Consider the following 24,823-nt stretch of genomic DNA (forward strand, 5'->3'; position numbering starts at 1 on the left):
CCGGGGCGCACGCGGATGTCGCGTCGCCGTCACGTGCATAGCGTGGCCTCCATCGCAATCCCGGCGCGCTCGCGCCGCCCAGACGGAGGACCACCATGACGCTGCTCGATTCCCCCCGGACCGCGGGCCCCGCGGCACTCTCCGCGCGCGACCTCGTCGCGGCACTCGACGCCCCGCCCACCGACGACGCCGCGGTCGCGGCGCGCCCCGGGTTCGATGAACTCCGCAGCCGCCTGCAGACGTGGCTGCGCGAGTGGGACACCCAGCGCCTGCCCGCCTTCGAGCAGGCCCGCACCGTCAACCCCGACGGCGAGCGCACCAGCCCGCTGCGCGCGGCCGCCACCCGCGCCGACGGCGCCGTGCGCCTCACCGCGAGCCTGTACGACCCGCCGAACCGGCAGGGCGATGCGCTCTCGTGGTCTCGCAACTGGGTCACCGCCGCGGTGCTGCCCGCCGCGCCCGTCGACGGCCGCCTCTTCTACCGCTTCCGCGCCGGGAGCCGCCTGGTGCTCGACGGCCGCGCCGAGACCGCGCTCGCCTCGACGAGCGTGCACGTGGGCGTGTCCGCGGATGCCTCGACATCCAGCCCCTTCGACGCACCCGGTTTCGGCACGCCGGTGTGCCGGCCCCTGGTCGGGGTCGAGGCCCGCGACGACGTCGACGCGCGCGCCGAGCACGACATCGAGGGCTCGATCGACCTGCGCGCAGGCGACGCGCCGGCGATCGCCATCGTCATCGGCGCCGCCGTCGTCTTCCGCGACGGCTGGATGCGCATGCACGAGGGATCCGGCCTGTGGATCGGTTCCGCCGGCGGCGGACCCACCGGCTCGATCGAGGTGCGCTTCGCGCCGTCGGCCCTGCTCGACCTGTTCGGCCAGGCCGGCATCGCCTGATCGCCGCGGCGTCCCGTGCGGCGTACGCTCGCCGCATGGGACGCTTCGCGGTCGTGCTGCCGCTCGAGCCGCTCGCCGCGGGCGAGGCGTTCCCGGTCTCGGCGTGGCCGCTGCACGTGACCGTCGTCGAGCCGTTCGAGACCCGGCACGACGCCGCGTGGGTCGGCGACCTCATCACGCCCGTGCTGCACGGCCGTCGGCCGATCGAGACGCTCGCGTTCGACCGCGCGATGTTCGGCCCGAAGCGCGACGTGCCCGTCACGCTCATCCGCGATGACGGACCGCTCGGTGCGATGCGCACGCGCCTGCTCCGCGCCCTGCGCGACGCCGACGTCGATGTCGCACGGGCCCGGATCGACTATCGCCCGCACGTCACCGACGGCGTGCACGGCTCTATCCCGCCGGGACGCGCCATCCGGCTCGCCCAGGCCGCACTCGTCGACCTGCGACCGCCCGAGGGACGGGCGATGCGCACGGTCGTGGCGGTCTGGCCGCTCTCGGCCTGACGGCATCCGCTCGCGCCGGTCGGACCTACACGCGCTCGGCGGTCGGCGGGGGCTGCGGGGCGTCGGCCCCCGCGTCGGCGTCCTCGTCGATGGCGCCCGCGCGCGCCTTCTGCCACGGCCAACGCCCCGAGATCTCGACCTCGAGCGACCAGCTCAGGAACGTCCGGATGAGCACGATGAGGGCGAGCACGCTGACCGACTCGATGGTCGGCGTCACCGCGACGGTGCGGATGATGTCGGCCGCGACGAGCAACTCGAGCCCGATCAGGATGCCGCGGCCGAGCACCCGACGGAACCGGGTGTAGACCGGGCCGGTCCGCCGGAGCCGACGCACCGCCGCATCCACCATCGCGTAGAGCACGCCGACGACGATCGCGACCACGCCGATGATGTCGATGATCTCGCCGACGCGGGTGATGGCCGTCCCGAACTCCATGTGCCCTCCACGGCCCACGGTAGCCCCGCGGGACGATCCGGTAAGCGTGGCGGCGGGCGTGGCGTGAACGTGCCCCGGCCGGGGTCTTCCGGCGCCGGGCGCACGGGACGAGAATGCGGGCATCGGCCGACGACGGCGCCGGCCGAGCGTATCGACGAGGGGGTCGATCATGAGGTTTTCCAATATCCTGCTCGCCGCAATCCTGGCGGTCGGCGGGTCGATGGCCGCGGCTTTGCCCGCCCAGGCGGCCGGCACGACCTACACCGCCCACCTGACCGGGGCGAATGAACTGCCGGCCAACGAGTCACTGGCGCAGGGCCAGACGATCTTCAAGCTCTCAGCCGACGGAACCGAGCTCGAGTACCGCCTCATCGTGGCGAACCTCGACAACCCGTTCGCGGCGCACATCCACCTCGGCGCAGCTGACGAGAACGGACCCGTGGTCGCCTTCCTCTACGGGCCGGAGGCACCCGACGCCGGACGGACCAGCGGCGTGATCGCCACCGGCACGATCACCGGGGCTGACCTCGTCGGGCCGCTCGCGGGCCAGCCGCTGAGCGCACTCGTCGAGGCGATCGAGGCCGGCGACGCGTACGTCAACGTGCACACGAACGACGGCGACCCGAACACGACCGGCGGTCCCGGCGACATCCCGGCTGGCGAGATCCGCGGCCAGATCGACTGATCCGCTCGCGCGAAGAAGGGCGACGGATGCCGCGGGCGAGGCGCGCCTTCCCGTGCACGCCGCGCCCGCGGCATCCGTCGCCTTGCGCGCACCCCCATGCGCGCTGCGGCCGGCCGCCCCCGCCCGGGACGACCGGCCGACGAGCGGCCGCTACGCCACTTGCTGCTGCAGGTGGTAGCGGAGGCTGGAGAGCTCGGCGCGCAGCGCCGCAGGCACCCGGTCACCGAACTGGCCGAAGTACTCCTCGGTGAGGTCGCACTCGGCGAGCCACGTCTTCGGGTCGACCTCGAACAGGTGGCCGATGGTGTCCTGCGAGATGTCGAGCCCGTCGAGGTCGAGCGAGCCGTCGGCCGGCAGCAGGCCGATCGGCGTCTCGCGCACGTCGGCGGTGCCCTCGATGCGGCCGACGATCCACTCGAGCACGCGCGAGTTCTCGCCGAAGCCCGGCCAGAGGAACTTCCCGTCGTGGCCCTTGCGGAACCAGTTGACCTGGAAGATCTTCGGCGCGTTCGTGCCGAGGACGCGGCCCATCTTCACCCAGTGCCCCCAGTAGTCGGCCATGTTGTAGCCGCAGAACGGCAGCATGGCGAACGGGTCGCGGCGGAGCTCGCCGACCGTGCCCTCGGCTGCGGCGGTCTGCTCCGACGAGATCGTCGCGCCCATGAAGACGCCGTGCTTCCACGAGCGGGCCTCGGCGACGAGCGGCACGTTGGTCGCGCGGCGGCCGCCGAACAGGATCGCGTCGATCGGCACGCCGTCGTGGGCATCCCAGTCGTCGGAGATCTGCGGGCACTGCGCGGCGGCGACCGTGAACCGCGAGTTCGGGTGCGCGGCCGGGCGCCCGGAGTCGGGCGTCCAGTGGTTGCCCTCCCAGTCGGTGAGCTCGGCGGGCGGCGTGTCGGTCAGGCCCTCCCACCACACGTCGCCGTCGGGCCGGAGCGCGACGTTCGTGAAGATGGTGTTGCCCCACAGCGTCTGGACCGCGGTCGGATTCGTCGACTCGCCGGTGCCCGGCGCCACGCCGAAGAAGCCGGCCTCGGGGTTGATCGCGTAGAGGCGGCCGTCCTCGCCGGGGCGCATCCACGCGATGTCGTCGCCGATCGTCTCGACCTTCCAACCGGGGATCGTGGGCTGCAGCATCGCGAGGTTCGTCTTGCCGCACGCCGACGGGAACGCCGCGGCGACGTGGTACGCCTTGCCTTCGGGCGAGGTGATCTTGATGAGCAGCATGTGCTCGGCGAGCCATCCCTCGTCGCGGGCCATGACGCTGGCGATGCGCAGCGCGAACGCCTTCTTGGCGAGCAGCGCGTTGCCGCCGTAGCCCGAGCCGTACGACCAGATCTCGCGCGAGTCCGGGAACTGCACGATGTACTTGGTCTCGTTGCAGGGCCACTCCACATCCTCACGGCGGTGGCCGACGCCGTCGACGAGCGGGTAGCCCACCGAGTGGATGGTGCGCACCCACGGTTCGCCGGCCTCGATGAGCCGGTACACCTGCTCGCCCATGCGCGTCATGATGCCCATGGACAGCACGACGTACGGAGAGTCGGTGATCTCGACGCCGAGCTGGCTGATGTCGCCGCCGAGCGGGCCCATCGAGAAGGGCACGACGTACATCGTGCGGCCCTTCATCGAGCCGTCGAACACGTGCGCGAGCTCCTCGCGCATGGCGTGCGGGTCGCGCCAGTTGTTGGTGGGACCCGCGTCCTCTTCGTACGTCGAGCAGATGAACGTGCGGTCCTCGACGCGCGCGACGTCCGACGGGTCGGTGCGGGCGAGGTAGCTGTTGGGACGCCATTCGGGGTTGAGCTTGATGAACTTGCCCTCGGCGACGAGCTGCTTGGTGAGCACGTCGGCTTCGTGCTGCGAGCCGTCGCACCAGACGATCTCGTCGGGCTTGGTGAGGGCGGCGATCTCGGCGACCCACGCGCGCAGGGCGGGGTCGGTGGTGCCGCGGGGGCGGTCGCCCTCATCCGATGCGGATCCGGAGGCGCTGACCGAGAAGTCGGAGATGGTCATCGTCGTCCCTTTCGTGGAGGTTCGGGAGGCCCCTGTTCGGTGGCGTGTTTCCAGTGTGCGAGAAGACGAGCCATCCATTCGGCGATTTCTGGCGTTAAGATTCTGCGATCTTTCGATATTCTGAAGGCATGAAGCTCGGAAGCCCCGACCTGGCCACGCTCGGCCACCGCATCCGCCACTATCGCGGCGAGCGCGGCCTGACGCTCGACCAGCTCGGCGAGGAGGTGGGCCTCGCGGGCAGCCAGCTCTCGCTCATCGAGAACGGCAAGCGCGAACCGAAGCTGTCGACGCTCGACGCGCTCGCCGGCGCGCTCGACGTCGACCTGGCCGACCTGCTCTCGCGCGAGGCGCCGAGCCGCCGCGCCGCGCTCGAGCTCGAGCTGGGTCGCGCGCAGTCGAGCCCGCTCTACGCGTCACTCGGACTGCCGCACGTCAAGCCCACGCGCGGCATGACCGACGAGTCGCTCGAGGCCATCGTCGGCCTGCACCGCGAGCTGCAGCGACGGGCGAGCGAGGCCATCGCGACGCCCGAGGAGGCGCGGCGGGCGAACACCGAGCTGCGCGAGACCATGCGCGAGCGCGCCAACTACCTGCCCGAGATCGAGCAGCTCGCCGAGGAACAGGTGCGCGCGTCGGGCCACCGCTCGGGTGCGCTCACGCACCGCGAGGTCAGCGTCATGGCCGAGCGGCTCGGGTTCCAGCTGATCTACGTGAACGACCTGCCCGATTCGACGCGATCGATCACCGACCTCGCCAACGGCCGCATCTACCTGCCGCCGGCGTCGATCCCCGGGGGCCACGGCCTCCGGTCGATGGCACTGCAGGCCATGGCGCATCGCCTGCTCGGCCACACTCCCCCGGCCAGCTACGACGAGTTCCTGTGGCAGCGGCTCGAGATCAACTACTTCGCGGCGGCGTGCCTCATGCCGCAGGAGGCGTCCGTGGCCTTCCTGCAGGAGGCGAAGAAGGAGAAGCGACTCGCGATCGAGGACTTCCGCGACGCGTTCGGCGTCACGCACGAGGCCGCGGCGCTGCGCTTCACGAACCTCGCCACGACGCAGCTCGACATGACCGCGCACTTCCTGCGCGTCAACGGCGACGGGGCACTGCTGAAGGGCTACGAGAACGACGACCTGCCGCTGCCGACCGATGTCACGGGGTCGATCGAGGGCCAGTGGGTGTGCAAGAAGTGGAGCGCGCGCACCGCGTTCGAGCACACCAACCGTACGACCGAGAACTACCAGTACACCGACACCCCGGCGGGCACGTTCTGGTGCGCCACGCAGACCGGGCGAACGGATGCCGCGGAGTTCTCGATCACGGTCGGCGTGCCCTTCAACCAGGCGAAGTGGTTCCGGGGCCGCGAGACGACGCTGCGCGCGGTCTCGACGTGCCCCGACGAGGCGTGCTGCCGCCGCGCTCCCGCGGGGCTGGCCGAGCGGTGGGCCGGCCAGGCGTGGCCGAGCGCGCGGCTGCACGCGCACGTGCTCTCGCCGCTGCCCTCGGGCACCTTCCCCGGCGTCGACGACGTCGAGGTGTACGCCTTCCTCGAGGCCCACGCCGACGAGTAACCCCGTTCTCTTCTCAGGCGTTATCCGGCGGGTCGCGTCATCCCACGGCGTGTCGTCCTGAGAAACGGGCGGGATTGCGCGCGGCACCTGAAAACAGGATCAGCGGCGGGGGAACGTCGATGTGCGTCTTGCGATAGTGTGTGACACACAGTAAAGTGCATCACATGAGCATGGATGACAGCACTGCCGGCCACCTGCAGGAACTGCGGCGCGGCACGGTGGTGCTCGGTTGCCTGATCCGCCTGCGCGAGCCCGACTACGGGTACGCCCTGCTCGAGGCGCTCAACGGCATCGGCATCACCGTCGATGCGAACACGCTGTACCCGCTGCTGCGGCGCCTCGAGAAGCAGGGCCTCCTCACGAGCGAGTGGAACACCGACGAGGCCCGGCCCCGCAAGTTCTACCGCACCAGCCCCGCGGGCGAGCAGCTCGCGGGGGTCCTCACCTCCGATTGGAAGAACATCGACCGGGCGCTGACCCGGCTCACCTCTGGAGACGAACGATGAGCGCACCGACGCCCACCCTCACCGACCGCTACGTCTGGGCCGCCGCCCGCCAGATGCCCGAGACGCAACGCGACGACTTCGCGCGGGAGCTGCGCGAGCGGATCGGCGACGAGGTCGACGCCCGCCTCGCCGACGGCACGGCCCCGGCCGACGCCGAGCGCGCGGTGCTCGTCGAGCTCGGCGACCCCGGCGCCCTCGTCGCCGAGTACGCCGACCGGCCGATGCAGCTCATCGGCCCGCGCTACTTCCTCGCCTGGAAGCGGCTGCTCACCCTGGTCTACGCGATCGTGCTGCCGATCGCCGGCGCCGGCCTGCTCCTCGCCCAACTGCTCGCGGGAGCGACGCCCGGCGAGATCGCGGCGACCGTCGTGTCGACCGTGCTGGCCCTCGTCGTGCACCTCGCGTTCTGGGTCACGCTCGTGTTCGCCATCCTCGAGCGATCGCCGCGCCCGCAGGCGCTTGCCGCCTGGACTCCCGAGCAGCTGCCCGAGGTGCCCGACGCGGGCCGGTCGAGCCGGCTCAGCGACCTCATCGCGTCCCTGGTCTTCCTCGCCCTGTTCGCGGTGGTGATCGTGTGGCAGCAGGCCGAGCCGTTCACCTTCGGGTCGTTCGAGTCGATCCCCGTGCTCAATCCCGACCTGTGGTCGTTCTGGCTGCCGTACTTCCTCGTGCTGATCCTGCTCGAGATGCTCTTCGCGATCGCGGTCTACGCGTGGGGCTGGAACTGGTGGCTCGCCGCGGCGAACCTCCTGCTCAACGTCGCGTTCGCCGTGCCGGCGCTGTGGCTGTTCGCCACCGGGCAGCTGTTCAACCCCGAGTTCCTCGAGGTGATCGGCTGGCCGTGGGGCGAGGCGTCGGGCGTGACGACCACGATCTTCGTCGTCCTGTTCGTCGGCGTCACCGTCTGGGATGTCGTCGACGGCGTCATCAAGACCGTCCGCGGCCGCGGCGGCTCGGCCCTCGCGCTCGGCCGTATCTGACCGGGCCAGCGGATGTCGCGGGGTGCGTCGCCCCGCGACATCCGCTCGTCGCCGGTCTACTTGGGCTGCATGCGGATCGCACCGTCGAGGCGGATGACCTCGCCGTTCAGCATCGGGTTCGCGATGATCGAGCGCACGAGCGCCGCGTACTCGGCGGGGTGGCCGAGGCGCGACGGGTGGGGAACCTGCTCGCCGAGCGAGGCGCGCACCTCCTCGGGCATGCCTGCCATCATCGGGGTCTCGAAGATGCCCGGCGCGATCGTGACCACGCGGATGAGCAGCTTCGAAAGGTCGCGCGCGATCGGCAGCGTCATCCCGACCACCCCGCCCTTCGAGGCCGAGTAGGCCGCCTGGCCGATCTGCCCGTCGAACGCCGCCACCGAGGCGGTGTTGACGATGACGCCGCGCTCGGGCGTCGCCGGACCGCCGGGCACGCCCGCCGAGACCGGTTCGGTCACGGCCATCGCGGCGGCCGCGAGGCGCAGCACGTTGAAGGTGCCGATGAGGTTCACCCGGATGGTGCGCTCGAACGCCTCGAGCGGAGCCGGACCCTCGCGGCCCACCGTCCGGTTCGCGGTCACGATGCCCGCGCAGTTGACGGCGACCCGCAGCGGTGCGAGAGCGGATGCCGCGGCGACCGCCTCGGCGACCTGCGCCTCGTCGGCGACATCGGCCGGCACGAACCGCGCGCGCTCCCCGAGCTCGGCTGCGGCCTCGTCGCCGCGGGGACCGGGCAGGTCGACGAGCACGACGTGCGCGCCGCCGTCGACGAGGGCCTGCGCGGTCGCGCGCCCGAGGCCCGACGCGCCGCCCGTGACGATCGCGGATGCACTGCTGAGTTCCATGTGGGTCCTTCCTGTGAGGGTTTGGACGAGCGTTCCCGTTCGTCGCGTGGGCGGCCGCCCGAGCAGCCCGGTTCGCGTCGAACGGGACCGCTCGCGGCACGGCGCGGCTCAGAGCCGCTCGATGATCGTCGCGTTCGCCATGCCGCCGCCCTCGCACATGGTCTGCAGGCCGTAGGTGCCGTCGGTCGCCTCGAGCTGGTTCACGAGGGTCGTGAGCAGGCGCGTGCCGCTCGAGCCGAGCGCGTGCCCGAGCGCGATGGCGCCGCCGCGCGGGTTGAGCTTCGTGACGTCGGCCCCCGTGTCGGCGAGCCAGGCCAGCGGCACCGACGCGAACGCCTCGTTGACCTCGTACGCGTCGATGTCGTCGTGCGTGAGGCCGGCGCGCTCGAGCACCCGCTCGGTCGCCGGGATCACGCCGGTGAGCATGTACAGCGGGTCGCTGCCGACGACCGAGAAGGCGCGGAAGCGGGCACGCGGCTCGAGGTCGAGCTTCTCGGCGGCGTCGGCGCTCATGATGAGCGCGGCCGACGCGCCGTCGGTGAGCGGCGAGGAGTTGCCCGGCGTGACGTTCCACGCGACATCGGGGAACCGCTCGGCGAGCGCATCGGTGCGGAACGCCGGGTTCAGGCCCGCGAGCGAATCCACCGATGTGCCGGGACGCACGGTCTCGTCGACGAGACGGTCGACTCCGGGCACCGGCACGAGCTCGGTCGCGAACGCGCCCGACTCCCCCGCCTCGGCCGCGAGCGCATGCGAGCGCGCCGCGTACCCGTCGAGTTGCTCGCGCGAGAAGCCCCACTTCGCGGCGATGAGCTCGGCCGAGACGCCCTGGTTGACGAGCCCGTCGGGATACCGGGCTCGCACACGGGAGCCGTACGGGTCGGCGCCGGCCGCGCTCGACCCGAGCGGCGCCCGGCTCATCGACTCGACGCCGCACGCGATCACGATGTCGGCCTGACCGGCGAGCACCGCCTGCGCGGCGAACGTCGCGGCCTGCTGGCTCGACCCGCACTGGCGGTCGATCGTGGTGCCCGGGACCGACTCGGGGAAGCCGGCGGCGAGCACCGCGTTGCGGGTGATGTTGTACGACTGCTCGCCGACCTGGCTGACGCACCCGCCGATCACGTCGTCGAGGAGCGCCGGGTCGAGGTCGTTGCGGTCGACGATGGCGGTCAGCACCCCGGCGAGCAGGTCGACGGGGTGCACGCCCGAGAGCATGCCACCGGGCTTGCCGCGCCCCACGGGGGTGCGGATCACGTCGATGATCACGGCGTCGTGGCTCATGCCCTCAGCCTACGACCGCCGCCGACCGACTCAGCCGACCTCGGCGACCTCGGGCACGGCGGCCGCGACGACCTGCTCGACGCGCACCGGCTGCCGCTCGGGCAGCACGAGGGGGTGCGTGCCCGCCATGGCCTCGATCACCCGCACGACCTGGCACGAGTAGCCGTACTCGTTGTCGTACCAGACGTAGAGCACGACGTCGGTGCCATCCGCGATGGTGGCCAGTCCGTCGACGATGCCGGCGCGGTTCGAGCCGACGAAGTCGGTCGAGACGACCTCTGGCGACTCGATGTAGTCGACCTGCTGGCGCAGCGGCGAGGTGAGCGAGACCTTGCGCAGGTACGCGTTCAGCGTCGGCTTGTCGGTCGGCCGCGTCAGCTGCAGGTTCAGGATGGCGAGGCTCACGTCGGGCGTCGGCACCCGGATGGCGCTGCCGGTGAGCTTGCCCTCGAGCGCGGGCAGCGCCTTCGACACGGCCTTCGCGGCGCCGGTCTCGGCGATGACCATGTTGAGCACGGCCGAGCGGCCGCGACGGTCGCCCTTGTGGAAGTTGTCGATGAGGTTCTGGTCGTTCGTGAACGAGTGCACGGTCTCGACGTGGCCGCGCGCGATGCCGTAGGCGTCCTCGATGGCGGCGAGCACCGGCGTGATGGCGTTCGTGGTGCACGAGGCCGCCGAGAGGATGCGGTCGTCGGGGGTGATGGCGTCGTGGTTGATGCCGTGCACGATGTTCTTGATCGCGCCCTTGCCCGGCGCGGTGAGCAGCACGCGCGCGACGCCGGTCGACTCGAGGTGACGGGAGAGCCCGGCCTCGTCGCGCCAGCGACCGGTGTTGTCGACGACGATGGCGTCGGAGATGCCGTACGCGGTGTAGTCGATCGTGCCCGGGTCGTCGGAGTAGATCACCTGGATCAGCGTGCCGTTCGCGAGGATCGTGTTCGCCTCCTCGTCGACGGTGATGGTGCCCTGGAACGGGCCGTGCACCGAGTCGCGGCGCAGGAGGCTGGCGCGCTTCTGCAGGTCGTTCTCGGCGCCCTTGCGTACGACGATCGCGCGCAGGCGCAGGCCCTGGCCGCCGCCCGCATGGGCGATGAGGATGCGGGCGAGCAGGCGGCCGATGCGGCCGAAGCCGTAGAGCACGACGTCGGTGCCGGATGCCGCGGGCTGGGCGCCGTCGACGAGCACCGGCGCGAGCTCGGACCGCAGGAAGTCGACGAGCTCGGTGCCGGGCTCGGCCGTGTGGAAGCGCGCGACCAGGCGGGCGACGTCGATGGACGCGGGGGCCGGCTCGATCTCGGCGAGCGCCTCGAGCACGCGCATCGTGTCATCGAGCGCGAGCTCGACGTCGCCGGCCTGCCGGGCGAAGCGGTGCGCCTTCAGCAGGTCGACCGCGGAGGCGTTGATGAGCCTGCGGCCGTGGATGGAGGTCACCACCCCGTGGCGTCGGTAGAGTCCGCCGATGAGCGGGATCATCCGCTCGGCGAGCTCCTCTCGGGCGATCCATTCCTCGCGACGGGATTCGAACTCGTGGCTCACATCAGGCCCTTCCCGGCCGCGCGCGATGGTGGGCAGCGTCGACCGCACTCAAGTTGGGGGGTGTTCAGCATGGTATCGGCCCCAGTGAGCGGGAAGGGCGTACACGGTGGTACCTCGGGCCGCTGCCAGTGTACTCGACGTCGACGGGCCGGGCCGGCCCCGCGACGCGAGCCGGCTCAGCCGACGGCGTCGTCGACGAGCGCGATGTCGTAGATCGCGACGCGCTGCGGCACGCCGTCGAAGGCCGCCGCCCGGGCGTCCGACGTGAGGTACTCCTGCTCGCGCACGCGGAACGCGTCGGCGTCGCCGGGCGCGCTGACGGCCCACACGAACTGATCGGCCTCGCGGATGCCGTACGCGAACTCGATCGTGAAGCCCGCCTCGGAGCGTACGCGCGGCATCCACTCCTGCCACCACGCCACGAAGGCGTCGTATTCCCCGTCGACGAGCGTGTACCGGCGCAGCTGGATGGTCCTCACCCAGCCATTCTGCCGTGCGACGTCGTCGGATGACGCGGTGCATCCCTGCGCGGTCGGTCAACCGCGGCGCGCACCGCGACAAGCCCGCGCGAGCCCTCGTCCATAGCGTGGATGGCCACGACTCGATGTGGAGGAGACATGACCATCGACACCCCGACCGGCGTCCTCGAGGCGCCGTACGCCGACCTGCTCGACGCGATCACGCCCGAGGCGGGCGAGGTCCGCGACATCCTCGACCCGGCGACCGGCGAGGTCATCGGCCGGGCGCCCGTGCAGACGGTCGAGGACCTCGACCGCGCGGTCGCCACGGCCAGGGCCGCGCAGCAGGCCTGGGCGGCGCTGGGGCACGAGCGCCGCAGCGAGCTGCTGCTCGCGGCCGCCGACGCGATCGACGCGAACGCCGAGGCGCTCGCGCACCTGCTGTCGCGCGAGCAGGGCAAGCCGCTGAACGGCCCGAACGCGCGCTTCGAGGTCGGCGGGGCCTCCGGATGGATGCGCGCCGCCGCCGCGACGCCGCTCGAGACCGAGGTGGTCTTCGACGACGGGCAGACGCACGCCGAGCTCACCTACCGCCCCATCGGCGTCGTCGGCGCGATCGGCCCGTGGAACTGGCCGCAGATGATCACGGTCTGGCAGATCGCCCCGGCGCTGCGCATGGGCAACACGGTCGTCGTCAAGCCGTCGGAGTTCACGCCGCTCAGCGTGCTGGCGCTCGTGCACGTGGTCAACAGCGTGCTGCCCGAGGGCGTGCTCCAGGTCGTCAGCGGCGGCCGCGAGGTGGGCGCCGCGCTCTCCTCGCACCCCGAGGTCGGCAAGGTCATGTTCACGGGCTCGACCGCGACGGGCAAGGCGATCATCCGCAGCTCGGCCGACACCGTGAAGCGCCTCACGCTCGAGCTCGGCGGCAACGACGCCGGCATCGTGCTGCCCGACGTCGACCCGAAGGCCATCGCCGAGGGCCTCTTCTGGGGCGCGTTCATCAACAACGGGCAGACCTGCGCCGCGCTGAAGCGCCTCTACGTGCACGAGGACGTCTACGACGCCGTGTGCGACGCGCTCGTCGACGTCGCGCGCAGCATGCCGATGGGCGTCGGCCTCGACGAGCAGAACGTGCTCGGCCCGCTGCAGAACCGGCAGCAGTTCGACATCGTCGACCGCCTCGTCGAGTCGGCGAAGGCCTCGGGCGCCCGCGTGCTGCTCGGCGGCAACCCCGATCGCGAGCAGCCCGGCCACTTCTACCCGACGACGTTGGTCGCCGACATCCACGACGGCGCCCCGCTCGTCGACGAGGAGCAGTTCGGCCCGGCGCTGCCGATCATCCGGTACCGCGACCTCGACGAGGTGATCGAGAAGGCCAACGGGACCGACGTGGGCCTGGGCGCCTCGGTCTGGTCGTCCGACCGGGACCGGGCGCGCGCCGTCGCCGCGCGCATCGACGCCGGCACGGTGTGGATCAACTCGCACGGCGCGGTGCACCCGATGGTGCCGTTCGGCGGCGCGAAGCAGTCGGGCTACGGGCTCGAGTTCGGGGTCGAGGGCCTCAAGGCGCTCGGCGTGCCGCAGGTGATCAACGGCTGACGATCCGTCCGTTCCGACACGGCGGCCGCCCGGGATCCACCGGGCGGCCGCCGTCGTCGTTCGCCGTATCGTGGAGGCGAGCGCACCGACATCCGGGAGAGGCCAATGCCGAAGATCGTCGACCACGATGAGCGCCGTCTCTCGATCGTGCACGCGACGTGGCGGCTCATCGCCGCGAAGGGGTTCCGCGCGACGACGATGCGCGAGATCGCGAAGGCGTCGGGGGTCGCGAACGGCGGGCTGTTCCCCTACTTCCGCAACAAGGAGGAGTTGATCGGGGCGACGTTCGAGCACGTCTTCGAGGCGACCAACGAGCGCTTCGCCGCAGTGCGCGCCGACCTCGAGGGCCTCGCCGCGCTGCGCGCCCTCATGCTGCAGATCTTCCCGCTCGACGAGGAGCGGCTGCTCGAGGCGCGCATCGTCATCCCGTTCTGGGAGTACGCGGCCAACGAGCCCGAGCTGCTCGAGCTCCACGAGCGCACGATGCAGCAGTGGCGCGGCGAGATCGCAGACCACCTCGAGACGGCCAAGCGCCTCGGCGAGATCCGGGACGACGTGGATGTCGCGCGCGTGACCGACCTCTTCATGGCGCTGCTCGACGGCGTGCAGGTGGTCGCCGTGGTCTCGCCCGGCACATCGTCGCCCGAACGCCTCACGAGCCTGCTCGACGGCTACCTCGACCTGCTGCGCTGAACGCGGCGAGGGGCGGATGGCGCTCCTCGCGCCATCCGCCCCTGGTTCATCTCCGCGGATATACGATCCGGCGCACCGGTGATCCCTGCCGGGGACCGGCGCGCCGGATCGTATCTCCGCCGTGCTGGACGGGCGGGTGATCAGTGCCCGTGTGAGGAACCGCCGTAGGTCGGACCGTAGCCGTGATGCTCGTGCCCGTCGTGCCCGTGCCCGTGGTCGTGCGAGCCGTGCCCCGCGCCATCCGCGTGGCAGGCCATGCCCATCGACTCGGACGACGGCACGTTCAGCGTGGGGTTGCGGTCGAAGAAGCCGTACGGCTTGAGCGTGAACTTCGCGTAGTCGACCGGCATGACCGGCCAATCCTCGACGCGCGGGAAGTGCGTCGGGCCGAACGTGTGCCAGAGCACGAGGTCCTCGCCGTCGATCGAGCGGTCGGCCGCGGTGTAGCGCGGCAGGCCGTCGCCGCCGGGGTTCTGGTTCACGAGGTCGCCCGCGGGGTAGCGCTCGTCCTGCGCGTAGCGCGTGACCCAGAGGTGGTTGCGCGTGAAGCCGGCGCGTTTGGCGATGACCGACTCGGGGTCGGCCATGAGCGTCGGCAGCCCCTGCGCGAGCAGCTCGTAGGCGACGGGCTGGCCGAGCCGGTTCGTCTTCTCGGTGTTCACGATGTGCCATGCCCGGCCGACGCTGAGGTCGGCGTCGCGCACGCCCTCGGACTCGGTGCTGAGTCGGGTGCGGCGCTTCGTGAACGCGTTGCCGTACTCGTTGCCCTCGCCCATCGGCACGCGCACGGCGTCAACCTCGTCGACCGCGTTCGCGACGCCGTCGACCATCATGTCGAGGCGCGCGCTGAACAGGTGCTGGTGGTATGGGGCGCCCAGCCCGGGCGCGACCTGGCTGGCGTGGTCGCCCGCCTCGGGGTCGAACGCCGAGGTGAACAGCACGCCGGTGAGCTTCGCCTCGCACTCGATGGTGCCGTCGAGGTAGAGGTACCAGTAGAAGCCATAGTCGTAGTTGCCGACGGTCGTGAAGAAGCTGATCACGAGGCGGCGCTGGCGGCGCACCTCGTTCGAGCCCGTGTAGATGTCGGTGTGCTTCCAGAGGGTGCCGTAGTCCTCCTCGTGCATGCAGATCGCGTTCGGGATGACGCGGGGGTTGCCGAACTCGTCGGCGAGCGTCGCGTCGAAGTAGCGGATCTCGCCGAGGCAGTCGCAGCCGAGCACGAGCGAGTTGGCGTACCGGCCGAAGACGTACTCGCCGGTGTCGAAGTAGTTCTGCCAGAACCGCGCGGGCGACGGGTCGCCGTATGGCACGACCATCTCGGCGATCGAGGCGCGGTAGATGATGTCGCGCTCGGTGCCGCCCTGGTCGGCGTCGACGTAGCGGATGCGACGCAGCACGAGCCCTTCGCGCGCGTCGAACGCGATCGAGAACCGCCAGTTCGCCCACGACACGGCGTCGCCCTCGACCGTGAAGCTCGGCCCCTCGGGCTGGGTGATCGCGATGGGCTTGAGCGTGTCGAGCGGAGCGCCCTGCACCTCGGGGTCGTCGAAGTTGCCGCCCTCGGCGGGGATCTCGTACACCTTGTGGTCGACCAGCTTGAACATGCGGCCCTCGACCATGTCGACGTAGGCGCACAGGCCGTCGACCGGGTGCGCCCAGCAGTGGTCCTGCTCGTACTGCCGCATGAAGGCGAGCACGCGGATGACGCGGCGCCCGCGCTCGTCCTCGAAGCCGTACTGACCGGCCGACAGCGGCGCGAGCGCGACCTGGTCGTGCGTGATGCCGCGCTTGGCGAGCGCCGCGTGCCACTCCGTCTCTGCGCCGAGCAGGTCGGAGATGGCCTCGAACTCGACGTCGAGGATCGGGAGCTGGCCCTCGGCGCCGTCGATCTCGTCGGCGCGGAGCACGGCGCGGTCGGTGAGGGAGACGCGCGCGTCGTGCGCGGCGCCCGTGGCCTGGTCGAGCAGCAGGGCGCGGATGACGCGGGGCAGGTCGCCCCCGGCGAGCACGTCGGCCTTGTCGGGCTCGTCGACGCCGACGTAGACGAAGCGCGTGGTCTCGGCGACGAGTCCCGCGGCGGCGAGGATCTCGCGGGTCGCGACGATCTCGTCGGCGTCGAGGCCGCGGAGGGGATCGGCGGAGCCTGTCGCGGCAGCCGCGGCGGTCTGCGCGTGGTGCTCGTGGGAGTGGTGGGCCTGTTCGGCAGACATCGTCGTCATGCTGGATCCTTTTTTCTCTACGTTTGTTGAGTAATATAGCTCGCAATCACGAGACAGGGAAGTCCGGAGATGAGCGAACTCGCACACGGCGCGATGCTGGTCGGCGCACTGGGCGGTGCTGCCTGCGCGATCGGGGGCCGTCGCACGGCGCTCGACCTCGTGGCATCCGCCTGCATGCTCGCCGCGATGGTCGACATGGCGCTGATCCGGATGGTGCCGGAGCTCGGCTGGACGGCGGCCCTCGCCGGGTTCGGCATCGCGCTGGGCGCCCGCCTGCGGCCCACCCACGGCGCACACTCCGTGCGCTCGAGCGGTGCACGCCGGAGCGCGCTCCACCGAGCCCTCGCCTTCATCGTCGGGGCGTGGGGGCTCGCGGCCGCCGGCAGCGCGCCCGTCGCCGCGATCGAGGCCGGCGGCCACGTGCACCCCGATCCTGCCGGCGGCGGCCTCGCATTCGTCGCCGCGGCGATCGCGATGACCGCGTTCGGCGGATGGCTCGTCGCCGACGGGCTCCGCGCCGCCCGGCCCGCACGCGGCATCCGGCCCGAGCGCACCGTTCCCGGCGCGGCCCGCCACGCGGCCGAGGCGGCGAGCACGACCGTCATGCTCGCCGCCATGGCCGTTCCGGGCGTGCTCGCCGCGCTCGGCTAGCGTCGTCAGATCCCGCGGTGCGGCTCGTGGTCGAACGCGGCGGCTTCGGCCTCCTCGATGCCGTGGCCGATGCTGCGATACAGCTCGGGATCGCGGCGGCGCAGCACGAACGCCCAGATCACCCCGAGGATCCCGGGCACGATGAGCAGGGCCGGGAGCACGAAGGTGAGCGCCGACGGCTCGGCCTGGCCGAGCAGCACGTCGAAGTTCGCCACGATGAGACCGAACACCGTGAACAGCACGATCGCGGCGATGGCCGGCGCGACGACGGCCGCCCAGGTGCTCACGCCGCGTCGGTCGCGACGGAAGAAGCCGATCACGGCGATCGCGATGATACCCATGAGCAGCACGAGCCCCATGGCGCCGGTGTTGGTGAGCCAGGTGAACATCGTGAGCACCGGGTAGAGGAACTCGACGGGCGCGAAGTCGGCCTTGAGGCCGAGCCCCTCCCCCGCGATCACGAATGCGAGCGTCACGACGAGCGCGATGACGCTCTGGGCGACCGATCCGGCCCACGGTGCGCGCGATCCGGCCCGCACCGCGCCCAGTCCGCGATGCAGCACGCCCTCGCGGCCCAGCGAGTACAGGTAGCGCGCGACCGCGTTGTGGAACGACTGCAGCGCCGCGAAGAGGCTCGTCAGGAAGAGCACCTGCATGATGTCGCTGATGATGAGCGGGGCGTGCTCGCCCATGAACGCGAACATGAGGTCGGGTCCGGCGGTCGCCGACGCCTCGACGATCTGCGACGGGCCGATGCCGACCGTGAAGGCCCACGCGCTGAACGCATAGAAGACGCCGATGATCGCGACGGCCGAATAGGTGGCCCGGGCGACCGTGCGCTTCGGGTCCTTCGCCTCCTCGCCGTAGATGGCGGCCGACTCGAAGCCCATGAACGCGGCGATGCCGAATGCGAGCACCGCGCCGACACCGGGCACGAAGAGGTTCGACGGCTGCAGCGCTTCGGTGCTGAGCCCCTCGGGCGCCACCGCGAGTGCGACCAGGTCGAAGACGAGGACGGCGACGAACTCGAGCGCGACGAGCGCGCCGAGCACCTTCGCCGAGAGGTCGACGCGATTCACGCCGAGGATGCCGACGATCGCGATGCAGACGAGGATCCACAGCCACCAGGGCGTGACGATGCCGAGCTTGGCCTCGATGAACATCGACGTCTGGAACCCGAACAGGCCGTAGATGCCGATCTGCATGGCGTTGTAGGCGACGAGCGCGACGAGCGACGCGCCCACCCCGAACGGCCGGCCGAGGCCCTGCGCGATGTACGCGTAGAATGCGCCGGCGTTCGTGACGTACCGGCTCATCGCCGCGTAGCCGACGGCGAACACGGCGAGCGCGGCCGCCAGCAGGATGAACGACAGCGGCACGCCGATGACGCCGGTCACCGCGAAGGTCGTGGTCACGCCACCCGCGACGACGGTGAGCGGCGCCGAGGCCGCGATGATCATGAAGGTGACGGATGGCACGCCGAGGCGGCGATGACCGAGGTCACCGGTCGTCGTCGGCGGCGGCATCGTCGGCGCTGAGGTCATGGCAGGAGCCCTTCGTTGGGTCGGAGCGAAGCCGGGGCAGCCTCGCACGATGCCCGCCATCATCGTCTCGCACCTGCCCGGCCGGTTGTCCGAGCGCGAACGCCGCTTGTCCCCGGATGCACGTCGACCTGTCGCTTTTGTCCCTACAGGCGTAGAATTACCGGACTTGTGCCGGACGACGAGGTCCGGAGGAAGACCGAGGTCACGCCGTGCCCCACGTCACCGAGACATCCGCCGCCCCCGCCCCGACCGCGCCGCTCGACTTCACCCAGTTCAGCGCGGTCGTGTCGCAGTCCTTCGTGCCGCTGCGCGTGGAGTCCGATCGCCCTGAGCCGTTCCGCGGCGAGGTCCGCACCGCGGCATCCGACGACGTCCACCTCTCGGTCGTGACCGCCGACGCCCATGTCATCCAGCGCACGCGCGCACTCGTCGCCCGCAAGGAGCAGCGGTACTTCAAGCTCGGGCTGCAGCTCTCGGGCACGGGCCTGCTCATCCAGGACGGACGCGAGGCGGTCGTGCGCCCCGGCGACCTGGCCATCTACGACACGAACACGCCGTACTCGCTCGTGTTCGAGGAGCGCTTCAGCACGGCCGTGCTCATGGTGCCGCACCGCCTCATCGAGCTGCCGACCGAGGCGGTACGCAGCATGACCGCCACCACGCTGACCGGCGAGCACGGCCTCGCGCGCGTGGTCTCGGGATTCCTCGGCGGCCTCGCCGGGCAGCTCGACGAGCTCGACGGCCCGGTGGGCGCGCGGCTCGCGCGGAACGCGGTCGACCTCGTCACGACCATGTACGCGCAGCAGCTCGACCTCGCGCGTGACGCCGACAAGCCGCACCGTCCGATGCTGCGGCGGGTGCAGGCCTACATCGACGAGCACCTGCCGCTGCCCGATCTGAACCCCTCGACGATCGCGGCCGCGCACTTCATCTCGACGCGGCACCTGCACGCGATCTTCCACGAGGAGGGCCTCACGGTCTCGAGCTGGATCCGGGCGCGCCGACTGGACCGCTGCCGGCGGGAGCTGGTCGACCCGCTCGCCGCGCACCGGCCCGTGAGCGAGGTGGCCGGCCGTTGGGGCTTCCCGGATGCCGCGCACTTCAGCCGCGCGTTCCGCGCCGAGTTCGGCGAGCCGCCGTCGGCGGTGCGTGCGCGGGCGATCGCGGGCTGACGCCGCCGGTATACTCGTCGCGTCCAGGCGCCCTCCTCCGAGGCGGCGCCGGCGCTCGAAAAATGGGCGCGAAGCGTCGCCGATGCCGGCGTCGGCCGCGAGACACATACGGAACCCCGCCATCCGTCACGTCTCGAAAGGCTTCGCCATGCCCACCGTCTCCGCGCACGTCGCGCGCACCCTCGCCACCCACGTCGACCACGTCTTCGGCGTCATGGGCAACGGCAACGCCTACTTCCTCGACGCGCTCGAGCGCGAGACCGGCGCGACCTTCACCGCCGTGCGCCACGAGGCGGGCGGCGTCGTCGCGGCCGACGCGCACTTCCGCGCCTCGAACCGACTCGCCGCGGCGACCGCGACGTACGGCGCCGGGTTCACCAATACGCTGACCGCGCTCGCGGAGGCCGTGCAGGCGCGCGTGCCGCTCGTGCTCGTCGTCGGCGACGAGCCGACGTCGGGCCCGCGGCCCTGGGACGTCGACCAGATCGCGCTCGCGTCGGCCGTCGGGGCCCGCACCTATACCGTCGGGCGAGCGGATGCCGCGGCCACCACGGTCATCGCCGTCGAGCACGCCCTGACCTACCGCGTGCCGACGGTGCTCGCGATCCCCTACGACGTCGCCGCGCTCGAGGCGGGCGAGGTGCCGCCGGCGCCGGAGCCGCGCGTGCCCGCGCCGCTCGCGCCGCGCGGGGCGTTCGCGGCGCGCGCCGTCGCCGACCTCGCGCAGCGGCTGGCGGGCGCCCGGCGCCCGCTGCTCCTCGCCGGCCGCGGCGCGTGGCTCGCGGGCGCCGGCGACGCGCTCGGCGCCCTCGCCGACGCGACCGGAGCGATCACCGCGACGACGGCGCTCGGCCGCGGCGTCTTCCCCGACGCGCGGTACGACCTCGGCGTGACCGGCGGCTTCGGCGCCGAGGGTGCGATGGAGCTCATCCGCGAGGCCGACGTCGCGGTCGTGTTCGGCGCGTCGCTCAACCAGTTCACGATGCGCTTCGGCGAGCTGTTCGCACCGGGCACGAACGTCGCGCAGGTCGACGTGGGGCCGGCGGCGACGCACCCGAACGTCGGCGCCTTCATCCAGGCCGACGCGGCGGTCGTGGCGCGCGCGCTGGTCGACGAGCTCGCGGCGCTCGGCGCGTCAGGCTCCGGATGGCGCGACTCGGTCGCTCTCGCTCCGCTGCTGGCGCACGACGCCGGCGTCGGCGTCATCGAGGCCGACGGACGCCTCGACCCGCGCACCGTCGCCGCGCGCCTCGGCGAACTGCTGCCCGAGGACCGCGTGGTCGTCTCCGACGGCGGGCACTTCATCGGCTGGGCGAACATGCACTGGCCGGTCGCGTCGCCCGACCGCATGATGATGATCGGCACGGCGTTCCAGTCGATCGGCCTCGGGTTCCCGAGCGTCGCGGGCGCGGCCGCCGCGAAGCCCGAGGCCACCATCGTGCTGACCACCGGCGACGGCGGGGGCCTCATGGCGATCGCCGACCTCGAGACCGCCGTCCGCACCGCTGGCGGGCGGGGCATCGCCGTGGTCTGGAACGACGCCGCCTACGGCGCCGAGATCCACCTCTACGGACGCAGGGGCCTCGCCGAGCCACCGATGCGCATCCCCGAGACCGACTTCGCCGCGCTCGCGACGGCCGTCGGCGCCGAGGGCGTCGTCGTGCGGGAGCTCGCCGACCTCGAACGGCTCGCCGCGTGGGCGGCCGATCCGGTCGACCAGCGCCGATTCCTGCTGCTCGACTGCCGCATCTCCGACACGGTCACCGCGCCCTACCAGGAGGAGATCCTGCGCGTGAACTCGGCGCCGCGCGACTGAGGACCTCGCTCGCCATCGACCGAGCAGGGTCGCAACCGCCGTACCGAGATCCGCGCGCAGAAACGACCGCTCACCGTGCGATCCGTTCGCGGCACCGCCAACTTGCGTTTCACCGCGCGGGTCTTCCGTACCTCACCGTCTGCGTGGAGCCGGCGTTCGCCGCGGATCACCGAACGAACGTTGAGCGACCGGCTATCGGGCGAGGACGTAGCCGACCAGGCCGGCAACGAAAACGAAGGACAGCAGTAGGCCGAACAGGCCGACCGCCCGCAGCAGCCCGTTCGAGAGCATGACCCCCCGGCCCTGCCCAAGCACGCGGTGCTGGATCGCATCGAGCACGTCGTTTACCCGGCCGGGGGCAACTACGAGCAGGACTGAGACAACGAGATCGAAGACGGTGATCAGTGCGAAGAGGATCATCGCTTCGTCAGGCTATTACGGAAGCTCGGCTTCAAAGTCGCTGCAAGGAAAGCCCGGTCTGCGATCGAATGCACGTCGACGGACGGGTGGCGCGTGCGGCGCCGGCGGACCGGCTATTGGGCTTGCAGCATCGCAGTCGCCAATGATCGAACGTAGGGGTCGCCAGCGAGCGTGAGGCCTCCGGATCCGCCATGGTCGTCGATACTTAGTTCCTGTACTGCTTCCCGATTGACGAATGGACCTCGGTTGACGCTCCGGCGACCCACAGCCCACACGGCTTCGATCGTGGCGCTCTGCTTCATCGGCGCCGCGGCCGCTCAGGTGGTCCTCGCCCTACTCGGGTTGCTTCTTCTTCACGATGACGATGTGCCCTGGCTGTGGGTTGTGCCTTTGGTCGTTGGCGGCGTGATGCTGGGGTTGTGGATTTCCGGCGTCATGTTTGAACGCGCGGTGAAGCGCGAGACAGCGGCGGGCTATACAACCCTGCGCTTGGGCCGCCGCAATCTCGACGAGATCGATCCTCAGACCGGTGCAGTGCTGCGTCACGCCGGTGAGCATCGAATCCCGCGACAGGTTCGGCGACGTCGGCTCGAACGCGTCAGACGCGGAGAATTGATCTAGCCGACTGGAGATCCGACGTTGTTGCTGGGGCCTGCGCTGGCGCGCCGATCTGACTTCGATCATCAGGTGCTCACGTGAAGGATCCTCAAAGGCGACGGCACGGGCATGTACATCGCGGCGCTTGGAATGTACAATCGCGGTATGTCCAGTGTCAGCGTCGCAGACGCCCGCAGCCACCTGTCGGACGTGATCGCCCGTTCCCAGCATGAAGCGGTCTTCATCGAACGGCGCGGCCAGCGCGCCGCGGTCGTGGTGAGCCCAGAGCGATACGAGCGCATGCTCGAGGCGCTCGAAGACGCCGAGGACGCAGCCGCCTTCGATGAAGCGATGGCCGAAGAAGGCGAGAACATCCCCTGGGACCAGGTCAAGAAGGACCTGGGCTGGGAGTGAGCTACCGGATCGAACTCCGACCCGCCGCCATCCGAGCGCTCAAGCGCATCGACCACAAGGACCGCGATCGCATCCGCGGTGCGATCGCGCTGCTCGGCCAAGATCCGCGCCCGCCTGGAGCGAAGGCGCTCCAAGGCCGAGACGGCCTCAGGGTGCGCGTGGGCAACTACCGCATCATCTACACCGTCCACGACGACGTGCTGTTGGTCGTGGTCGTCACCCTCGGGCACCGCCGCGACGTCTACGACCGCTGAGCCGCCGCATCGTCCCACTGAGCGATCGTGCGTGGCTTCACACTTCGGCCCATAGCGCGTTTCCGTCATCTTGAGCACGCCGACCGGGCTCGAGTTCTGGGACGATCGTGGCGCGAGTCGGCCTGCTGCCTTCGTGCCATGGCGGATGGTCATGGGGTATCAGCGGGCCGGGGCCGGCCAGCACCGTCGGCGGTCTACGAGTTCGCGTTCGTCGTGGCGAACGTGCGAGAACCGCCCGGCGCTACGTCTCCCACATGAAGTGGCGCTCCGACTGCTCGGCCTCGTGATCGGGACCGAGCGGGATGCCGGTGCGGTCGCGCAGGAGGAGCGTCGCGATGAAGGCGATCACCATGACACCGGCGATGTAGAACGCCACCGAGGTCGCGGTGCCGGTCGACGCCACGAGCCAGGCCGCGATCGTGGGCGCGAATGCGCCGCCGAGGATGGCGCCGATCGCGTACGTGATCGAGACGCCCGAGTAGCGGATCGAGGCCGGAAACAGCTCGGTGAAGTACGCGGCCTGCTGGCCGTACGTGAAGCCGTTGCCGATCGCGAACAGCGAGACACCGAGGAAGAGCAGCCAGGGGTTGCCTGTGTCGGTCAGCGGGAAGAGCAGGAACACGGTCGCGAGGAACGCGATCCAGCCGATGATGTACGTGTTCTTCCGGCCGATGCGGTCGGAGACGGCGCCCGCCGCGAAGGTGGTGATGAGCCAGACGATCGACGCGCCCGCGACGGCGAGCAGCACGGGGGTGCGCTCCATGCCGACCAGACCACCGTCCTCGACGGGCATGGTCGCGTAATTCTGCAGGTACCCGCCCGTGGTCATGTAGCCGGCGGCGTTGTTGCCGGCGAAGGTGAGCGCCGCGAGCAGGACCAGCAGCCAGTGCTTGCGGAAGAGCGTCAGGATCGGGGTCTTCGCCTTCTCCTTCTTGGCGGCGAGCTCCTGGAAGACCGGGCTCTCGTCGACCGCTCGCCGCACGACGATTCCGACGATGATGAGCACGAAGCTCAGCAGGAACGGGATGCGCCAGCCCCACTCGAGGAACGCATCGCCGGGCGAGATGACGCCGGTCATGAGCGCGAGTACGCCCGAGGCGAGGAGGAGCCCGATCGGCACGCCGATCTGCGGGAACGCGCCGAAGCGGCCGCGCTTGCCATCGGGCGAGTGCTCGACGGCCATGAGCACGGCGCCGCCCCACTCGCCGCCGGTCGACAGGCCCTGGAGGATGCGGAGGAGGATCAGGAGCATGGGCGCGGCCATGCCGATCTGCTCGTAGGTGGGAAGCACGCCGATCAGCGTGGTCGCCGCGCCCATCAGGATCAGCGTGATCACGAGCATCGCCTTGCGGCCGATCCGGTCGCCGAAGTGCCCGGCGAGGAAGGCGCCCAGCGGCCGGAACAGGAAGCTGATGCCCACGGTCGCGAACGCGAGGATGGTCGCGAACTGCGGCCCGGCCGGCGCGAAGAACAGCGCGCCGAACACGAGGCCCGCGGCGCTGGCGTAGAGGAAGAAGTCGTACCACTCGATGGTCGTGCCGATCACGGTGGCGAAGGCGACGCGGCGCAGCTCGTGCGGTCGCGTCGTGGCGTGGAACTCGGTTCCGGATGTCGCGGTCATGGCGGGATTCGACTCCTCTGTCGGTCCGCGGATGGGTGGATGCCGCCCCGTGGGGCAGGTTCGGAGAGTATCGTATATGATTTCAGATACCAAATGTGATCAGG

At 71.1% G+C, this 24,823-nt stretch carries 24 protein-coding genes; 14 read left to right on the forward strand and 10 right to left on the reverse strand.

What is annotated here, in order from left to right; genetic code table 11:
• The first annotated feature begins 95 nt into the window (after positions 1-95).
• Together ACZ4TW_RS17575 and ACZ4TW_RS17580 are read left to right on the forward strand one after the other, a co-directional pair.
• Complete coding sequence (locus tag ACZ4TW_RS17575; protein WP_465544730.1) at positions 96-893, forward strand: hypothetical protein; 798 nt, start codon at positions 96-98, stop codon at positions 891-893.
• 35 nt (positions 894-928) lie between these two features.
• Positions 929-1,399 (forward strand): 2'-5' RNA ligase family protein, encoded by a 471-nt coding sequence (locus ACZ4TW_RS17580; RefSeq protein ID WP_465544732.1) that lies wholly within the window; start codon positions 929-931, stop codon positions 1,397-1,399.
• A gap of 25 nt (positions 1,400-1,424) precedes the next feature.
• Here the strand turns inward: ACZ4TW_RS17580 and ACZ4TW_RS17585 are convergent, their stop codons facing one another.
• Positions 1,425-1,835 (reverse strand): DUF1622 domain-containing protein, encoded by a 411-nt coding sequence (locus tag ACZ4TW_RS17585; protein WP_465544734.1) that lies wholly within the window; start codon positions 1,833-1,835, stop codon positions 1,425-1,427.
• A gap of 169 nt (positions 1,836-2,004) precedes the next feature.
• On the opposite strand from ACZ4TW_RS17585, the gene ACZ4TW_RS17590 reads away from it, so the two are divergent.
• Entirely contained in the window at positions 2,005-2,520 is a 516-nt protein-coding gene (locus tag ACZ4TW_RS17590; protein WP_465544736.1) for a CHRD domain-containing protein, read from the forward strand.
• 150 nt (positions 2,521-2,670) lie between these two features.
• Here the strand turns inward: ACZ4TW_RS17590 and ACZ4TW_RS17595 are convergent, their stop codons facing one another.
• Complete coding sequence (locus ACZ4TW_RS17595; RefSeq protein WP_465544738.1) at positions 2,671-4,539, reverse strand: phosphoenolpyruvate carboxykinase (GTP); 1,869 nt, start codon at positions 4,537-4,539, stop codon at positions 2,671-2,673.
• A gap of 128 nt (positions 4,540-4,667) precedes the next feature.
• On the opposite strand from ACZ4TW_RS17595, the gene ACZ4TW_RS17600 reads away from it, so the two are divergent.
• The 3 genes from ACZ4TW_RS17600 (at position 4,668) to ACZ4TW_RS17610 (ending at position 7,596) form a co-directional block, all read left to right on the forward strand.
• Positions 4,668-6,110, forward strand: coding sequence for a helix-turn-helix domain-containing protein (locus tag ACZ4TW_RS17600; RefSeq protein ID WP_465544740.1), 1,443 nt, complete (start codon positions 4,668-4,670; stop codon positions 6,108-6,110).
• Between the two features lie 164 nt (positions 6,111-6,274).
• Positions 6,275-6,616: a PadR family transcriptional regulator gene (locus ACZ4TW_RS17605; RefSeq protein WP_465544742.1), complete on the forward strand. Its 342-nt coding sequence runs from the start codon at positions 6,275-6,277 to the stop codon at positions 6,614-6,616.
• Positions 6,613-7,596, forward strand: a complete 984-nt coding sequence (locus ACZ4TW_RS17610) for a permease prefix domain 1-containing protein (RefSeq protein ID WP_465544744.1) — start codon at positions 6,613-6,615, stop codon at positions 7,594-7,596. Before ACZ4TW_RS17605 ends, ACZ4TW_RS17610 begins: the two co-directional genes overlap by 4 nt.
• A gap of 56 nt (positions 7,597-7,652) precedes the next feature.
• Here ACZ4TW_RS17610 and ACZ4TW_RS17615 read toward each other — a convergent pair whose 3' ends face one another.
• The 4 genes from ACZ4TW_RS17615 to ACZ4TW_RS17630 all read right to left on the reverse strand — a co-directional run bounded on the left by ACZ4TW_RS17615 (position 7,653) and on the right by ACZ4TW_RS17630 (position 11,740).
• Positions 7,653-8,441: an SDR family NAD(P)-dependent oxidoreductase gene (locus ACZ4TW_RS17615; RefSeq protein ID WP_465544746.1), complete on the reverse strand. Its 789-nt coding sequence runs from the start codon at positions 8,439-8,441 to the stop codon at positions 7,653-7,655.
• Between the two features lie 108 nt (positions 8,442-8,549).
• Positions 8,550-9,725 (reverse strand): thiolase family protein, encoded by a 1,176-nt coding sequence (locus ACZ4TW_RS17620; RefSeq protein WP_465544747.1) that lies wholly within the window; start codon positions 9,723-9,725, stop codon positions 8,550-8,552.
• 30 nt (positions 9,726-9,755) lie between these two features.
• Positions 9,756-11,261, reverse strand: a complete 1,506-nt coding sequence (locus tag ACZ4TW_RS17625; RefSeq protein WP_465544749.1) for a glyceraldehyde-3-phosphate dehydrogenase — start codon at positions 11,259-11,261, stop codon at positions 9,756-9,758.
• Positions 11,262-11,437: 176 nt separating this feature from the next.
• Positions 11,438-11,740, reverse strand: a complete 303-nt coding sequence (locus ACZ4TW_RS17630) for a hypothetical protein (protein WP_465544751.1) — start codon at positions 11,738-11,740, stop codon at positions 11,438-11,440.
• A 138-nt stretch (positions 11,741-11,878) separates the two neighbouring features.
• Between ACZ4TW_RS17630 and ACZ4TW_RS17635 the strand changes: the two genes are divergently transcribed.
• A complete protein-coding gene (locus tag ACZ4TW_RS17635) occupies positions 11,879-13,318 on the forward strand; it encodes an aldehyde dehydrogenase family protein (protein WP_465544753.1) in 1,440 nt (479 codons plus the stop codon).
• 105 nt (positions 13,319-13,423) lie between these two features.
• Entirely contained in the window at positions 13,424-14,011 is a 588-nt protein-coding gene (locus ACZ4TW_RS17640) for a TetR/AcrR family transcriptional regulator (RefSeq protein WP_465544755.1), read from the forward strand.
• Between the two features lie 140 nt (positions 14,012-14,151).
• Here ACZ4TW_RS17640 and ACZ4TW_RS17645 read toward each other — a convergent pair whose 3' ends face one another.
• Positions 14,152-16,221 (reverse strand): primary-amine oxidase, encoded by a 2,070-nt coding sequence (locus ACZ4TW_RS17645; protein ID WP_465544817.1) that lies wholly within the window; start codon positions 16,219-16,221, stop codon positions 14,152-14,154.
• Positions 16,222-16,299: 78 nt separating this feature from the next.
• Here ACZ4TW_RS17645 and ACZ4TW_RS17650 point away from each other — a divergent pair, with 78 nt between their 5' ends.
• Positions 16,300-16,881: a hypothetical protein gene (locus ACZ4TW_RS17650; protein ID WP_465544757.1), complete on the forward strand. Its 582-nt coding sequence runs from the start codon at positions 16,300-16,302 to the stop codon at positions 16,879-16,881.
• Between the two features lie 5 nt (positions 16,882-16,886).
• On the opposite strand, the gene ACZ4TW_RS17655 is transcribed toward ACZ4TW_RS17650, so the two are convergent.
• Positions 16,887-18,425 (reverse strand): APC family permease, encoded by a 1,539-nt coding sequence (locus ACZ4TW_RS17655; RefSeq protein WP_465544759.1) that lies wholly within the window; start codon positions 18,423-18,425, stop codon positions 16,887-16,889.
• A 209-nt stretch (positions 18,426-18,634) separates the two neighbouring features.
• On the opposite strand from ACZ4TW_RS17655, the gene ACZ4TW_RS17660 reads away from it, so the two are divergent.
• Positions 18,635-19,597, forward strand: coding sequence for an AraC-like ligand-binding domain-containing protein (locus tag ACZ4TW_RS17660; RefSeq protein WP_465544761.1), 963 nt, complete (start codon positions 18,635-18,637; stop codon positions 19,595-19,597).
• A gap of 148 nt (positions 19,598-19,745) precedes the next feature.
• Positions 19,746-21,413: a thiamine pyrophosphate-binding protein gene (locus ACZ4TW_RS17665; protein ID WP_465544763.1), complete on the forward strand. Its 1,668-nt coding sequence runs from the start codon at positions 19,746-19,748 to the stop codon at positions 21,411-21,413.
• 192 nt (positions 21,414-21,605) lie between these two features.
• Here the strand turns inward: ACZ4TW_RS17665 and ACZ4TW_RS17670 are convergent, their stop codons facing one another.
• The gene (locus ACZ4TW_RS17670) at positions 21,606-21,833 is read right to left on the reverse strand and encodes a hypothetical protein (RefSeq protein WP_465544765.1); all 228 of its coding nucleotides are present in this window, start codon (positions 21,831-21,833) and stop codon (positions 21,606-21,608) included.
• A 285-nt stretch (positions 21,834-22,118) separates the two neighbouring features.
• On the opposite strand from ACZ4TW_RS17670, the gene ACZ4TW_RS17675 reads away from it, so the two are divergent.
• From ACZ4TW_RS17675 to ACZ4TW_RS17685, 3 genes are all read left to right on the forward strand, one after another.
• Positions 22,119-22,454 carry a hypothetical protein gene (locus tag ACZ4TW_RS17675; RefSeq protein WP_465544767.1) on the forward strand — a complete coding sequence of 112 codons (336 nt, stop codon included), beginning with the start codon at positions 22,119-22,121 and terminating at the stop codon, positions 22,452-22,454.
• Positions 22,455-22,595: 141 nt separating this feature from the next.
• A complete protein-coding gene (locus tag ACZ4TW_RS17680) occupies positions 22,596-22,844 on the forward strand; it encodes a type II toxin-antitoxin system Phd/YefM family antitoxin (protein WP_465544768.1) in 249 nt (82 codons plus the stop codon).
• On the forward strand, positions 22,841-23,098 hold the full coding sequence (locus ACZ4TW_RS17685; protein WP_465544769.1) for a type II toxin-antitoxin system RelE family toxin: 258 nt from the start codon (positions 22,841-22,843) through the stop codon (positions 23,096-23,098). Before ACZ4TW_RS17680 ends, ACZ4TW_RS17685 begins: the two co-directional genes overlap by 4 nt.
• A 241-nt stretch (positions 23,099-23,339) precedes the next feature.
• Here ACZ4TW_RS17685 and ACZ4TW_RS17690 read toward each other — a convergent pair whose 3' ends face one another.
• Positions 23,340-24,719: an MFS transporter gene (locus ACZ4TW_RS17690; protein WP_465544771.1), complete on the reverse strand. Its 1,380-nt coding sequence runs from the start codon at positions 24,717-24,719 to the stop codon at positions 23,340-23,342.
• Positions 24,720-24,823: the final 104 nt, after the last annotated feature.

It is taken from the genome of Agromyces sp. NPDC029043, from assembly GCF_055564615.1.